This window comes from Pseudoalteromonas gelatinilytica (genome assembly GCF_001641615.1).
In the GTDB taxonomy this organism is placed as follows: domain Bacteria; phylum Pseudomonadota; class Gammaproteobacteria; order Enterobacterales; family Alteromonadaceae; genus Pseudoalteromonas; species Pseudoalteromonas gelatinilytica.
In genome coordinates, this window is the sequence record NZ_LRRU01000022.1 from 21,342 (window position 1) to 35,793 (window position 14,452).

Sequence of the window (14,452 nt, forward strand, 5' to 3'; positions counted from 1 at the left end):
TGCAAAAACCAAATTTGTTTTTTAACTTATTGAAAATAAATAATAAAAAATAGTGGCACAAAGGTTGGATTGTATAAGCCAACAGGATAACAATAAGCGTCCGAAGGGGGCCACTATGAAAATGATTAGTGCAATAATAAAGCCATTCAAACTTGATGATGTACGTGAAGCATTGGCTGATTTAGGCATTGAGGGGATGACAGTTGTCGACGTTAAAGGCTTTGGCCGTCAACGTGGTCATACTGAGCTATATCGTGGAGCTGAATACCAAGTCGATTTTATTCCAAAGATCAAACTTGAAATTGCAACTCGTAGCGAAAATTGTCAACGCGTTGTTGAAACCATCACAAAAATTGCTTCAACAGGCAAAATTGGTGACGGCAAAATTTTTGTTTACGACCTAGACCAAATCGTTCGTATCCGTACTGGCGAACTTGATGAAGAAGCAATTTAAGGGGGAATTATGGAAAACACTATCGTAGAGTTGAAGTTCTCACTCGACACATTTTACTTTTTGATGTCGGGTGTTTTAGTAATGTGGATGGCGGCTGGTTTCGCTATGCTTGAAGCAGGTTTAGTTCGTGCAAAAAATACAACAGAAATTCTAACTAAAAACGTTGCACTATTTTCTATTGCCTGCACTATGTTTTTATTAGTGGGTTACAACATCATGTATGTTGATAACGCAGAAGGTGGTTTTATCCCTTCATTTGGTGCATTAATTGGCACTCAAGCTGCTGATGCAAATCACTCTTTAGAGTCTGATTTTTTCTTCCAAGTTGTGTTCGTAGCGACAGCTATGTCAATCGTATCTGGTGCGGTTGCTGAGCGTATGAAACTATGGGCATTCTTAGTATTTACCGTTATCTTAACGGGTTTTATCTACCCAATCGAAGGCTACTGGACATGGGGCGCAGGCTTCCTTTCAGCAATGGGCTTTGTTGACTTCGCAGGTTCTGCCATCGTTCATGGCGCAGGTGCTGCTGCAGCGCTAGCGGGCGTACTATTCTTAGGTGCTCGTAAAGGTAAATACGGCAAAAATGGTGAAATCTACCCAATTCCAGGTTCTAACTTACCGTTAGCAACATTGGGTACATTAATCCTTTGGATGGGTTGGTTTGGTTTCAATGGTGGTTCTCAACTACTTGTATCTGACGCTGAAAACGCAACTGCAGTAGGTAAAATCTTCTTAAACACTAACGCAGCAGCAGCATGTGGCGCAATTGCAGCACTGTTTGTATGTAAAGTGTTATGGGGTAAAGCAGATTTAACTATGGTTCTGAATGGTGCATTAGCAGGTCTGGTAACCATTACAGCAGAGCCAGCATCACCAACACCATTACTTGCTTGTTTACTTGGTTTATTAGGTGGTTCTCTGGTTGTATTTAGCATCGTTGCTCTTGATAAAGCAAAAATCGATGACCCAGTAGGTGCTATCTCTGTACACGGTGTATGTGGTGCATTAGGTATCATGTTAGTGCCACTTTCAAACTCAGATGCAACCTTCGTTAATCAATTAATTGGCTTAGTATGTATCTTAGGATTTGTGTTCATCGCGTCATCAATCGTGTGGGCAATCCTGAAAAATACCATGGGTATCCGTGTTACCGAAGAAGAAGAATTAAACGGTATGGATCAACATGACTGTGGTATCGATGCTTACCCAGAGTTTGTATCAGTTCGCAGTAACTAATCTCAGTGCGTGCAATTGCACGCACACAACAATATCATTGTGTGTTCAAATCAAAGCTCTACTTAGGTAGGGCTTTTTTGCATTTAAATAAGCCTTTTCTGATAGGCGAAATAGCTATTTGTTGACTATGCTTAATATTCCAAACTAACAAGGAAAAACGATGGATAACAAACTCTTGCTTATAATAATTTCGCTGTTTTTACCGCCTGTTGCGGTATTTTTAAAAGCGGGTGCGGGTAAAGACTTAGTGATTAACATTATTCTATGCTTTATCTTCTTTATACCTGCTGTGATCCACTCACTCTGGTTGTGTACACGCTAAACGAGTTTAAGTGACTGTTAATTTTACAGGTGTTAACATTACGCTATTCACGGTGTAATCCTGTAAAATTAACTGACCTATAGCGAACTCAATGGCTGATAAAAAAACTCCTGCAAAAAAGTCGTCTAGTAAACCGAAGGCGTCGTCAAAAAATACTACCGCTAAACGTTCAAGCTCATCGCAAGCACCAGCGAAAGCGGGTGTGCTACGAAAACTTTGGTCAATTTTTTGGAAATTAACGATGGCAGTCATTATTGCCATGGTGCTGTATCTTATTTATTTGGATGCAAAAATTACTCGCCAATTTGAAGGCAACAAATGGCAGTTACCCGCACAAGTATATGCCCGTGCAATGAGCTTTTATCCTGGGCAGTATTTATCTCAGCAAGAGGTCATTTGGGAGCTAAACCGTTTAAATTACTCATCTGTAAATAAGCTAAGCCGAACAGGTCAGTATGTTAAATCTGCTAACAGTATTAAAGTGTACCGTCGTGAATTTGAGTTTTATGATGGCCTTGAGGATGCACACGTTATTGAGCTGCGTTTTTCAGGGCAGAAATTAGCAACCATCAAAGATAAATTTGGCCGTCGTTTAAATAATGCTCGATTAGAGCCTGTTCAAATAGCTCGTATTGGTAATGACTCAAAGCAAGACCGCGAGTTTGTGCCGCTTGATAAATTTCCGCCGATGCTAAAGGACACTTTACTGGTGGTTGAAGATCGTAATTTCTATCAACACCATGGTGTATCTGTGTGGTCAATTATGCGTGCTTTATACAGTAATATTAAAGCCGGACGTACAGTGCAAGGGGGCAGTACATTAACCCAGCAATTAGCAAAGAATATATACCTTACCCGTGAGCGTTCACTGGTGCGTAAGTTTAATGAAGCGCTTATCGCCTTGATATTAGATTACCGCTACAGCAAAGATGAAATTTTAGAAGCCTATCTGAATGAAGTGTATTTGGGTCAGTCTTACAATCAAGGTGTTCACGGTATGGGTCTTGCCGCTGAGTTTTATTTTTCAAAGCCTGTGGATGAGCTTGAATACGACCAAATTGCGCTATTAGTGGCTATGGTTAAAGGTCCTTCATATTACAACCCGCGTCGTTATAGTGAACGTGCAATGGAACGCCGTGATCTAGTACTACGTTTAATGGTTGAAAATAAGCTAATTGATACCCGTGAATATCGCGCAGCATTAAAGCGCCCTATTGATATTGCACCAATGAAAGACAGCCTGCAAAAGTCATATCCTGGTTACTTAGAGCTTGTTGACCGTGAGTTAAAACGTCTATTACCCGATCAACAAGTGTTGGATGCGGGGGTTCGAGTATTCACCTATTTTGATTTACAAAAGCAAACGGCCATGGAAGAGTCGGTTGAAGCAAGCCTACCATACCTTGAAAAGCGCCCTAATACCGAAGAACTTGAGGCGGCGATGATCTCTGTTAACGTTGAAAAGGGTGGGGTATCGGCGTTAGTTGCAGGCCGTGACGTGCGTTATTTTGGTTTTAACCGTGTGCTTGATACCAAACGTAATATTGGCTCATTGGTTAAGCCTGCGGTTTATTTAACTGCGTTTGAAAGTGGTCAGTTTAATGTTGCCACATTGGTGGATGACTCACCGCTGCAAGTGACTAATGAGCAGGGTAAAGTGTGGCAACCTGAGAACTTCGACAAGCAGTTCCGCGGCCCTATGCCTCTTTATAAAGCATTTAGTAACAGTATTAATATTCCTGCGGTTAACACGGGTCTTGATGTTGGTGTAGATAAAGTCGCTGATACCTTGAAGCGTTTAGGTGTAGAAGGACGTATTGATCAATACCCGTCGTTACTTTTAGGTGCACTTGAGCTATCTAGCTTTGAAGTAGCGCAGCTTTATACAACCCTTGCCGCAGATGGTCAGTACCGTGAATTAACGTCTATTTCAGCCCTTACAGACTCAGTAGGTAAAGTGCTTTATAAGCATGATGTCAGCTCACAAAAACGCTTTGATGATGCATCAATTTACATGACGAAGTATGCAATGAAGCGCGTGACTAAAGATGGCACGGCTAAACGCCTAAATGCTCATTTCCCATCGATTCAGCTTGCTGGTAAAACAGGCACTAGTAACGAATTACGCGATAGCTGGTTTGCCGGTTTTGACCAAAACACCGTGACCGTTGCATGGATTGGCCGCGACGATAACAAGAGCACAGGTTTAACTGGCAGTGTTGGCGCACTAGAAGCTTACATTCGTTACCTTAAACCACTCAACCCTGAAGCCATAGCAGATACTCGTCCGGCTTCTATTCGTTGGGCATTCATTAATGAAGAAACCGGCCTGCAAGCGCCTCCGGGTTGTGGCAAAGTGGTGCAGCTCCCCATTCGTGCAAGCGAGTTTGAGCCTAGACCTAATTGTCAGCGTTAAACTTGGCCATTGAATTATTTAGCTCAACACAAAGTTGAGCTAAATTTTGTACGCTATCCATTGCCATTAGTGCACTTTTCTCAGTATCTTTGGCAAGATCTCTGACATCTTCAGCGTGGTGTAAAGCGTTTTGAATGGCAGTGCCTTGCTGGCTGACTTGCACTGCAATTTGTTTTCCTTGCATGCCAATATCAGACATTGATGCTGCGACAGCTAATAAGTTATCTTTAGTGTGCTCAGCGCTTTGTGAACCTTGCTCCATCTTCTGTACACTTGCTTGCATTTTATCTTGGGTGAGTTTTGTTGCCCCCTGTAGCGAATTAATTATTTGATGGATCTCATGAGTTTGCTGCTGAGTGCGTTTTGCAAGTGTTCTTACCTCATCTGCGACTACGGCAAAGCCACGGCCTTGCTCACCGGCTCTGGCTGCTTCAATAGCTGCATTCAATGCAAGTAGGTTAGTTTGCTCGGCAATTTCATTAATACCATTACTCACGCTGCTAATCGCTTGGCTATCTTTCGCTAGTAAAGCTAAAGCGGCAAGACCCTCGTTAAACTCCTGCTGTAAAAGGCTCATATGTGTGGCTAAGTGTGCACTTTCATCTGCCCCTTTTTGCACTTGCTTAGCGGCTGACGAGGCTAACTCAATGGCTTGTGATGCAGACACTTCAACATGCTCTGCTGCTTGATTCATTTCAGATAACGATTGGCTAATCGTGGTAACTCTTTGCTGTTGTATTTGCACATCTTGATTCGTTTTTTCCGAATGATTCGTAACGCTATTCGTTGTTGCTATGACACTATTTGTTGTGTGTCTAACTTCATTCACCATTAAAGTAAATGATGCCAGTACATGATTAAATTCTTTACCAATTGTGGTTAGTTCATCATGTCCCGTTACGTTTAAGCGTGCTGATATATCACCTTGTGCTGCGCGGTTAGCCGTTTTAGAAAACAGATCTAATGTATCAACAACGAGCCGATAAAAGCCAAGCATTAAGTAACTGGCAATCATCAAAGACAAAAGAGCAGCTGCAATAACTAGATACAGTATGAATTGCTGCTGGCTTAACTTGTCGCTGATGATGCGCATAAGAGTGGGTTCAGTGGTTGCTATATAGCGCTCAATGCTTTCTTTTAAGCTGGTTTTTAAACTTAAAAATTGTGCTTGGCTCAATTCAATCGTATCTGGCTCGAGCAGCTTCTGAGTTATCTGTTGTGAGAACTGAGTTATGTTTTCAATGAGTGCCTCAGCAGCAGGGGAAAGCTGCTCTTTTAAGTTACTATCTTGTTCAATTGCAATCGTGAACGCATCTTTAAATTGCGATGATAGTTGCGGTAGCGCTTTAATTTGATTGGATAAAGTAATAAAACTTGCAGGTGTGAACTGGCCCTGTTTTAGTACTTGCTCAGTGCTCTGATAGGTTTCATTCAGGTGATAGATTATGTCAGGTAAGTGAGTGACAAGGGTGCGATTTAAATAATTGATTGCTAAATTTTGACTGACTGCTAATTGTGACTCAATTGATACTTGCTCCAGAATATTGCCAGTATTGTTAGCATTTTTTAAATACCCAAGTTGCTGCGCTGAGCTCTGCATTGCTTGTTGATTGTTATCGACAACATGTGTCAACAGCAAACGGTAACTCGTAATTCCTTTGTACTGTTGTTGTGAAATTTTAATATTTTGATTTAAAAGGCTTATTAAGAAAAACAAGCTAAGGCAAAGTGGGAAAACCAATAAACCAAATAGTAAAGTTATTTTGTGTTTGTACTTAAGTTGCGCCATTAAATTAACAGCAGGTGTAATTAGCCTATTCACAGTTGCCTCGAAACATTGTCAGTCGAAACTAGATAGACCGAGTTTAGGGCATATATTATTCAAAAATGTTAGAAAGTGATTGTTGTAATGGTTGTTATTAAAATAAAAGCCTCAAAAAGAGGCTTTTAGAGTCATTGCTTTTCTTACTAATTTAATGGAAATTAAAAGTCGTAAGAAGCAGATAGTTGGACTCGACGAGGAGATTGATAACTTTGCGCTAAGCCAAATGTTGCACTGTCATCACCAGCCGCCACTTCAGCAACTTCGTCATAACGAGTTGCTGTAGATGCATCAAATACATTGAAAATATCTAATGCGAAGCGTACTTTTTGATCATTGAAATGCAAGTTGTACGTAAAGTTAAGATCTAATCGAGCTGTCCAGGGAGTTGTTCCCATGCTGCCGCGAGGGTAGCGTTGATCGCCTACATAATAGGTGTCGCCATAAGAATATTTGTCTGGGTCTGGTGTATACCCTGCACCTAACGCTGTCCAAGGACGACCTGAAGCAACATTTAAGTTTGCACCTATTAAGAAGTCTTCAGTAACTGCATATGCACCGTAAACTTTAATATTGTGACGACGGTCCGCTGGTAAGTTACCGTTAGCACCATCCATTAGATAAGGGTAATCCCAGTCTTGTGTTAAACCTGCATCATCTTGACCATTATCAGATTTAACAAACCCTTCTGTGTTACCGTAGTTATGAGACCAAGTGTAAAGGGCTTTTAATGACCAAACTTTATCCCAGCTCTTCTCAATTGAAAGGTCAACAGCAGCGTAACGACGCTTCGCATCTGGATAACCTAGCTCTTCAGCCGTGAAGCTATACTCTTCAGTTACACCGTCACCATCTAGGTCGAAGTTAAATGTTGCACCATTACCTGGGTTAAATAAGAACCAGTTTTCACCAAGGTACTCTCCATCTTCATCAGTAAAGATATATGAGCCATCATCAATTTGATTGCCCAGTGTGCGGTATGTACCTTTGATGCTCCAAGACCAATCATCATTTATAGCCGCCTGATAACCAACAATAATTTCATCATTGTACATTGGCTCAAGATCTTTATCTGCTAAGGTATTTGATGCTTTTGCAGTACCGTCACCACCATTTGAAATAGCGATATCACCTAATTGATTGCTCAAACCTACAGGAGTACCGTCAGGATTAAGACCTTCATACTCGTACCAAGTTTGAATATATGTTTCAGCACCAGCAAGACGAATATTGGTATTTGCAGCAACTGGTAAATAATAGCGACCTGCGGTAACGAATAATTTACTATCGCCATCACCGTTAATATCCCAAGATGCACCTAACCTTGGAGCAATCTGGTTGTCTATAGAAACAAACTCATCGCCATCCGCGTTGTAGTTTGTGAAGCTGTCATTACGTAGACCTAAAGTTAGTGTTAGGGTATCAGTAACAGCCCATTGGTCTTCAATATAAATCGCCCAGTTTTCAACTTCGAATTCACCGCCATTCTTATAGTCACGAACACGAGTTGTTTTCATTTCTTCCGGCAGGACATAGCCATTAGGAAGACGAGCACCTTCTTCGTATGTTCTGTAATAATAGTAAACACCACCAGAGTTAATCGTAGTTGCATTTGATGTATTGGTTTCTGAGTCATAACCAAATCTTAATGTATGCTCATCATTTAAGTACCAATCAAAGTCAACACGCAATTGCTCTCGTTTATCTTCATTAGAGCCTACGGTGAAGTTTACATAACAAGTAGTATCAACACCTAAGTCCGCGTCATAGCCGGTAGGGCAGTCATCAAAGTCTGAGTAATCAGTTTCTGAGAATTTAACTTCACCGTACATAGCAGACACGCTTAAGTCATCAGTCAGATTACCTGTATAACGTACTGCAAAACTTTCACCACCGCGCTTGTGATAAGCTGTACCGCCATCTAATGTGTAGTTACCAGTACCATTCGGGTCTTCGATTGTGCTTTCAGAGTATGTGCGTTCATCACTAAAACCCCAAAGCATTAATTGATGATCCTCATTAATGTTCCAGTCAATACGGGCTAGATAGTAAGGGTCATCATCTTTTTCTTTTGTTAGAGAAGTTTGAGAAGCGTTACCGTATTCTTCTTCATTATCTCGGAAGGTATAAATCCCATAGAAGAAAAGCGTATCTTCAATTAACGCACCAGATGCATAAATGTTTGTTTCAAATGAGTTTACATAGTCATCTTGGTTGTTTACATATAAATCACCAATACAGTGCCCATCAGCATCTTCACAACGATCATTTTGTAAGTAAACTGAATTTGGTGATTGCTCTCGCAATGAATCAGGCGAGTAAATTGATTCAACACCAAAGTGAAAATCATTAGTACCTGATTTTGTTACGGCAGAGATTAGGCCACCTGTAGTTCGACCAAACTCAGATGAATAACCACCCGTTTTTACTTGGAAACTATCATATGCAGAGAATGGGATTGTCGCGCCACCCAAGCCATTACGGAAGTTAGTCATATTCAGACCATTTACGTAATAAGCATTTTCAGCAACAGATGAGCCTCCAAAAGATGCTTGATCGCCAAATCGGCTATCACCTTCAGTTGCACCCGGTGCTAGTAAAGCAACCGATGTTAGTGAGCGAGCGACTGGTAATAATTCAAGCTCTTCTGAGCTAATGTTCAATGATGATTCAGTAACAGAAACATCAACAGCTCGAACTGCGCCACCAACAACTGCAATACGTTCAATATTACCTTCAACTAATGGTATTTCGAGAAGTGCAGTTTTACCGACACCGATAATTACATCGTTGATCTGCGCTTTTTCAAAACCAGCCTGTGACACTGTTACGTTGTACTTACCTACAGGCACTTGGTTAAGGTTGAACTGACCATTTGCATCTGCAATGAGAGTTTTTTCATAACCTTTAGTTTTATCGGTAATAGTGATTGTTGCGCCTGCTAAAGAAACGCCAGACTGAGTTATGAGATTACCTTTGATTGCCCCATTAACATTGTCAGCCATGGCTGGCATAGCTGCACTTAAGGTCATCGCAACAGCAGCAGCTGTAAACGAACGCTTAAATGTTTTTGAAAAGTTGTTTTTCATTGAGCTTTCCCTGTGAAATTTTAGATTTGTTGTTATTTGTTAATAACCTTCACACCTTGCATTTATTTTTCTAAGGTTTTTACCTTCAAATAAAGGGTGAAACAAATTGGTAACACATTAGGAACATACTGATCAATTATTTATATTATAAATGCGATAAAACAACATAAAAACGGCTTGGAACGATCTAAATTGGTATTTAAATTGGTTTTATATACAAAAATAAAACAAATGTAATTATATGTAATTTTCTTAAGTATTTCTTAATTCTAGGTTTATTTATTTTAAAACAGTGAGTTGGGATGGTTTTATGTGTGTTTTAGTTACAATGAAAATAAAAATGCACCAATGATATACTTGCTATGTATAAATAATGTTTTAATTGTAATATTTTATTGATTTTTATTTTCCGGTGGGGATGTATTTATATTATATTTTGGGGCATCGAAGAATAGGCCACCGATTAAAGTGACCTATTTTATTTTTTAGATTAAAGCTTCGCGAATGCGCGCTCTGCAGCTGCAATGGTGTCGTTGATCTCTTTTTCAGAGTGTTCAGCGCACACAAAGCCAGCTTCAAACGCTGAAGGAGCTAGGTAAACTCCTTCTTCAAGCATTAAGTGGAAGAACTTTTTGAAGCGCTCTAAATCACACTCAGTCGCTTGTTGGTAGCTAGTTACTTTTTCTTTATCAGTAAAGAAGAAGCCGTACATACCACCTGCATAGTTTGTTGTAAGTGCAATGCCTGCTTTTTTCGCAGCGGCTTCAAAGCCTTCACAAATTGCTTTACTTTTAGCTTCTAGTTCATCGTGTAAACCTTCAGCACATAATAGCTCAAGTGACTTTAAGCCTGCTGCCATGGCAATTGGGTTGCCTGATAATGTACCCGCTTGATAAACAGGGCCAACAGGTGCGATGAAATCCATGATTTCTTTCTTACCGCCAAATGCACCCACTGGCATACCGCCACCGATTACTTTACCTAAACACGTTAGGTCTGGTTTGATGTTGTAGTAAGCTTGTGCGCCACCTAAGGCAACACGGAAACCTGTCATTACTTCATCAAAAATAAGCACAGATTTGTATTCATCACACACCTCACGCAGACCTTCTAAGAAGCCTGGTACAGGTGGAATACAGTTCATGTTGCCAGCAACTGGCTCAACGATGATACAAGCGATTTCGTCAGCGTATTTTGCAAAAATTGCTTTTACTTCATCAAGGTTGTTAAACGACACAGTTAAGGTGTGCTTAGCAAAATCTTCAGGAATACCTGGTGAGTTAGGTACACCCATAGTCAGTGCGCCTGAGCCTGCTTTTACTAGTAGTGAGTCAGCATGACCGTGGTAACAGCCTTCAAACTTTAAGATTTTGTCACGGCCAGTGAAACCACGTGCTAAGCGAATCGCACTCATTGTAGCTTCAGTCCCTGAGCTTACCATACGAACTTTTTCGATAGATGGTACTAGCTCTTTTACTTTTTCGGCCATTAAGATTTCAGTTTCGGTTGGCGCACCATAGCTTAGGCCATTTTCAACGGCTTCTAATACCGCTTGTTTAATGGCAGGGTGGTTATGACCCATGATCATTGGTCCCCATGAACCAACGTAATCGATATAACGGTTACCATCAGCATCAAAGGTAAAAGGGCCTTCTGCTTTAGTGATGAATAAAGGAGTACCGCCAACGCCATTGAAGGCACGAACTGGTGAGTTAACACCGCCTGGGATTGATTCTTGCGCGCGATTAAAAAGATCTTGGCTAATTGTCATGAATAGTCCTATTAGGTTGTCACGTTAAATGAGTTGGTTTGCGAGGGCTCAACGAGCCCCAAACGAAGCAAGTTAGCTATTACGTTTACGGCTAAACCAAGGCACGTCGACTTCATATTGCTCAACTTTGTCAGCAACATCTAAGGTTAGAGCAAACAACGCCATGCGAATTAACACGCCATTTTGTACTTGGCGGAAAATTGCTAGGTTGTCGTTGCTATTTAAATCGTTATCAAGCTCGTTTGCCTCTAAACGGCTGTCACGAGGGAGTGGGTGCATCAATACAGAGTTTGGCTTACAGTGTGCGTTGTAAATAGCCTGACTGATACGGAAACCACCACGGTATTTGTTAGCTTCTTCTTGTGAAGGGAAGCGCTCTTCTTGGATACGGGTTTGATACACAATATCGGCCGCCAAATTGCCTTCCATTTTATCAACAACTTGAATTTTATGGCCTGCGTTATCAACGGCATCTAAAATGTAGTCTGGCATTTGTAAGCCATCAGGTGCCACCATAGAGAATTTAACGTCTTTATAATGACACAGTAATTTAGATAAAGAGTGCACAGTACGGCCATATTTTAAATCACCCACTAAGGCAATATGCATACCGTCGATACCTTGGTTGAAACGGCCAAGTTCACGTTCAATCGTTAATAAGTCAAGTAAGGCTTGAGTTGGGTGCTCATTCGGGCCGTCACCGCCATTAATCACTGGCACGTCACACCCGGTGGCAAACTCAGCAACAGAGCCTGCGTCAGGGTGGCGCATTGCGACTGCATCTGCATACGCTGAGATAACGCGAGCGGTGTCATACAAAGACTCACCTTTTGCAAGCGCTGAGCTTTGCATGCCTGTTGTTTCGCGGACTAAACCACCTAGTAAGTTAAATGCCGTACCAAAACTTACGCGAGTACGCGTGCTTGGTTCAAAGAACAAGTTCGCTAAAATTGCGCCCTCTAAAACATTGGTGCGCTTTTGCTTTTTAGCATAAGGCTCCATTTTCTTAGCAACTGCAAAAATACGTTCAATACAATCTCGATCAAGCTGATTGACCGACAGGATATTTTCACCTTGGAAACTTAGCATGGGGTTTGTTCCTAATCACATTTATAGGGCGCTGGCACTCGGTATGGGAGGCCGCATAAATTTGCGCAGTACTATAGCAAATTTTTAGCGTACACAGCAGCAAATTATAAGTTAGGTTTAATAATTGCCAGTGCCACTATAGCTAAAAGGATGAGTACCGGAACTTCATTAAAAATACGGTAAAAACGATCGCTGCGTTTATTGCGATCATGCTTAAAATCAGCCAGTAATTTAAAGCAGTAGCCATGATAGATATAAAGAATAATTACTAATACGAGTTTGTAGTGCAGCCACATACTGTATCTAAACCAATCACGGCCATATTCAACAATAGTTAAAACGCCAAACACCAGTGTTAAAACGGCAAACGGGGTGACAAAATACAGTAAACGGCGCTCCATTACTTTTAGCATTGAGTTACAGGCTTTTTCTTCGCTCATCGCGTGGTAAACAAACAGTCGTGGCAGGTAAAAAATACCGGCAAACCAAGCAATCATAAAAAATACGTGGAAGGTTTTATAAACTAATAGCGCAGTCATTTAAGCATCCATTTTAATTGTTATAACAAGCTGTTGCGTATGGTAAGGATATGTCTGATTTGGTCCCAACGCAAAAGACCCATAATTTGTTGGTTATCAAGCAGGTTGTAAATATACACCGCACCGCTGCGTTTATCTTTAAGTAAATCAAAAGCATCGGCTAAAGTCGCCTGGCTGCTAAGACCGGCAAGGCTGACATATTTGATGTTACTGTTTTGGTCAGACATCAAACTTAAATCATATTCTGCAAGGCGATAGCCATTTTCTTCGTCATGGACAATAAGCGGTGTTTGGCTATCAAGGGCATCGAGCGATTTTTTGATTTGTTGTTTGTCGTCACTGTAGAGTAGTTTGAACTGCTCATCCATTTCATCCATCACACCTACTTTTTGTAAGGCTTCTGTGGCAGGGGATATTTGATATTCAAGCCCTTGGAAATCGAGTTGTTGCATAAAAATAGAGCGGTTACCAAAAAACTGCAACGCCGTGACATAAGCCGTTGAAATCACCAACATGGCTGGCACAATAATCTCTGGGCTTGAGGTTAACTCCATAACCGTAGTGAGTGCTGCTAGTGGTGCGTGCAATGTGGCAGCCAATAATCCCGCCATGCCAAGCATGCTATAAGTCCCTGTGATATCAACGCCCGGACTAATAAACTGCGCGAAAAAGGCCATTAAGGTGCCCATTAATACCCCAAGCCCAATGACTGGGCCGATAATCCCGCCAGGGATACCCAAGCCAATAGCAAATAAGGTGGCGAGTAATTTGGCAATCAAAATGGTTGTTAAAAACTGCACATCATCTGGTGATTCAATGGCAATAGTGATAGCGCTCATACCCGAGCCCATCGCATGGGGAACCATATAAGCAATTAAGCCCGCGATTAAACCTGCCAGCAATAGACGAGGGAACATACTTAGCGGTTTAAAGGTGCGGATTATAAGCATCAAGTTTTGGTTAAATGCATAAGCAACAGCACCAAGTGCCATACCAAATATGATTAAAAATGGGTAATGCCAGCCACTCAATGGATTCATGGTTATAAGGGCAAGCTCTGAAGCATCACCAAATACAAATTGAGTTGCTAATGCACCGGTAACCGCAGCGAGCATAATGGGCACGAAAATATGCACTTTATATTCCCTGAGCACTACCTCCATTACAAAAATAACGGCAGCAAGTGGGGTGTTAAATGAAGCCGCAATCCCGGCTGCTACACCGCATCCAGTGAGGGTACGCATGGCATTGTGTGGAAGATGTAACTTATCGGCCAATAAACTGGCACCTGTTGCACCCATGTGTACTGATGGGCCTTCTCGACCGACCGAAAAACCACTAATAAGGGCTAATGCACCACCGACAAATTGGTTTACCGTGTTGTAAAGCGGCATATGGCCATAGTGTTTTTTAATGCGGTGGATTACAAACGGAATACCCAAACGATAATGTTTAAATCCTGTAAGCGCCGCAAATAAGGCAATTAACAGCGCTGCACCAACTGGAAGTAATATTCGCTCAAAGGTCGGTAATGTTGTGAAGTCATCTGGCTTATCTAAAAATAAGCTTTGAAAAAACATGATGGTAAGGCGGAAGAATATGATTAACACTGCCGCAATTAGTCCTGCACTTACACCAAGTAAGCACAATTGCACAGATGTTTTAGGCTTTGCTAGGCGACGTCTCAGTCTCTCAAGCCACATGCATATTT

Annotated in this window: 10 protein-coding genes; 4 read left to right on the forward strand and 6 right to left on the reverse strand. The window is 41.3% G+C overall.

Going from position 1 to position 14,452, the window contains the following annotated elements; genetic code table 11:
* Positions 1–115: 115 nt before the first annotated feature.
* The 4 genes from NH153_RS17370 to mrcB all read left to right on the forward strand — a co-directional run bounded on the left by NH153_RS17370 (position 116) and on the right by mrcB (position 4,431).
* Entirely contained in the window at positions 116–454 is a 339-nt protein-coding gene (locus tag NH153_RS17370) for a P-II family nitrogen regulator (protein WP_054554260.1), read from the forward strand.
* A gap of 9 nt (positions 455–463) precedes the next feature.
* Positions 464–1,693 carry an ammonium transporter AmtB gene (locus NH153_RS17375; RefSeq protein WP_063706260.1) on the forward strand — a complete coding sequence of 410 codons (1,230 nt, stop codon included), beginning with the start codon at positions 464–466 and terminating at the stop codon, positions 1,691–1,693.
* 160 nt (positions 1,694–1,853) lie between these two features.
* Entirely contained in the window at positions 1,854–2,015 is a 162-nt protein-coding gene (locus tag NH153_RS21665; protein WP_082401591.1) for a YqaE/Pmp3 family membrane protein, read from the forward strand.
* Between the two features lie 91 nt (positions 2,016–2,106).
* Entirely contained in the window at positions 2,107–4,431 is a 2,325-nt protein-coding gene (gene mrcB, locus NH153_RS17380) for a penicillin-binding protein 1B (protein ID WP_063706262.1), read from the forward strand.
* Here the strand turns inward: mrcB and NH153_RS17385 are convergent.
* From NH153_RS17385 to NH153_RS17410, 6 genes are all read right to left on the reverse strand, one after another.
* Positions 4,415–6,070 carry a methyl-accepting chemotaxis protein gene (locus NH153_RS17385; RefSeq protein ID WP_167350248.1) on the reverse strand — a complete coding sequence of 552 codons (1,656 nt, stop codon included), beginning with the start codon at positions 6,068–6,070 and terminating at the stop codon, positions 4,415–4,417. The two genes, mrcB and NH153_RS17385, sit on opposite strands and share 17 nt — an antisense overlap.
* 344 nt (positions 6,071–6,414) lie before the next feature.
* The gene (locus tag NH153_RS17390) at positions 6,415–9,342 is read right to left on the reverse strand and encodes a TonB-dependent receptor (RefSeq protein WP_063706267.1); all 2,928 of its coding nucleotides are present in this window, start codon (positions 9,340–9,342) and stop codon (positions 6,415–6,417) included.
* Positions 9,343–9,832: 490 nt separating this feature from the next.
* Positions 9,833–11,113: a glutamate-1-semialdehyde 2,1-aminomutase gene (gene hemL, locus NH153_RS17395; RefSeq protein ID WP_063706269.1), complete on the reverse strand. Its 1,281-nt coding sequence runs from the start codon at positions 11,111–11,113 to the stop codon at positions 9,833–9,835.
* 72 nt (positions 11,114–11,185) lie between these two features.
* Entirely contained in the window at positions 11,186–12,202 is a 1,017-nt protein-coding gene (locus NH153_RS17400; protein ID WP_063706271.1) for an aspartate carbamoyltransferase, read from the reverse strand.
* Positions 12,203–12,306: 104 nt separating this feature from the next.
* Positions 12,307–12,741, reverse strand: a complete 435-nt coding sequence (locus tag NH153_RS17405) for a CopD family protein (protein ID WP_063706273.1) — start codon at positions 12,739–12,741, stop codon at positions 12,307–12,309.
* A 20-nt stretch (positions 12,742–12,761) separates the two neighbouring features.
* Complete coding sequence (locus NH153_RS17410) at positions 12,762–14,444, reverse strand: chloride channel protein (RefSeq protein ID WP_063706275.1); 1,683 nt, start codon at positions 14,442–14,444, stop codon at positions 12,762–12,764.
* Positions 14,445–14,452 lie beyond the last annotated feature (8 nt).